Origin of the sequence: Rhizobium redzepovicii (assembly GCF_019793435.1) — a bacterium.
GTDB classification, from domain to species: Bacteria; Pseudomonadota; Alphaproteobacteria; order Rhizobiales; family Rhizobiaceae; genus Rhizobium; species Rhizobium redzepovicii.
Genome location: NZ_JAILYH010000070.1, coordinates 1 through 679, shown reverse-complemented (window position 1 = coordinate 679; position 679 = coordinate 1). Strand labels below are relative to the sequence as shown.

2 protein-coding genes are annotated in these 679 nt (G+C 54.8%); both read right to left on the bottom strand.

What is annotated here, in order from left to right; translation table 11 throughout:
* Positions 1-84: hypothetical protein (locus tag K6N12_RS33610; RefSeq protein WP_157214173.1), on the bottom strand; the 84-nt coding region annotated here is incomplete at its 3' end.
* A 418-nt stretch (positions 85-502) separates the two neighbouring features.
* On the bottom strand, positions 503-679 hold a 177-nt coding region (locus K6N12_RS33605), incomplete at its 5' end, for an integrase core domain-containing protein (protein WP_148669433.1).

Genomic DNA, 679 nt, shown 5'->3' with positions numbered 1-679 from the left:
AAGCGCTGCGAGCGTATTTTGGGAGGTGGTGGACTTGCCGATCCCCCCTTTGCCGTAAAATGCGATTTGACGCAAATCTGACATATCGCCTTCCTTCTTTCGTTCCATCCATCGCTGAGTAAAAGGCCGGCAGCTCGCGCCGCCTCGCATGGCAATCTTCAAAACCCGTGCCATGTGGGCCGATCGAGCCAAAGGAAAGATCTTTTTGTTGGGTTTCAGAAAGTTACTCCGAACCACCACAGGAAACTGCCAAACAAACCTAATGTCGCCGATCAGACAAAGCCGACAGACGGTGTCGTGATGGCATCACTTGCACCGCTAGGTCGACCGCGACTATCAGCAGGACAACGGATCCGAAAACTGGAGACAATCGCACCCAGCTCCCAATCGAAAAATGTTGAAGCTTTCGATCCTGACCTGCCGCTGACGGCGATTAGAGCCTCGGCGGTCTTGAACCGCTCCCAAACGTTGGACCACCGGATGCTAGAGTTTTCCGGCTTATTCAGGGAGGCGGGCTGGTTGCGCCTCCCGAATTCACCAACGAGATCGGCGCCTTGTTGCCGATCGCACCATGAGGTCTTTCCTCATTGTAGTATCTACGCCAATCCTCCATCTTTTCGCGGGCATCCGCAAGGGTCAGGAACCAATGCTGGTTCAGGCATTCTGCACGGAAGCGGCC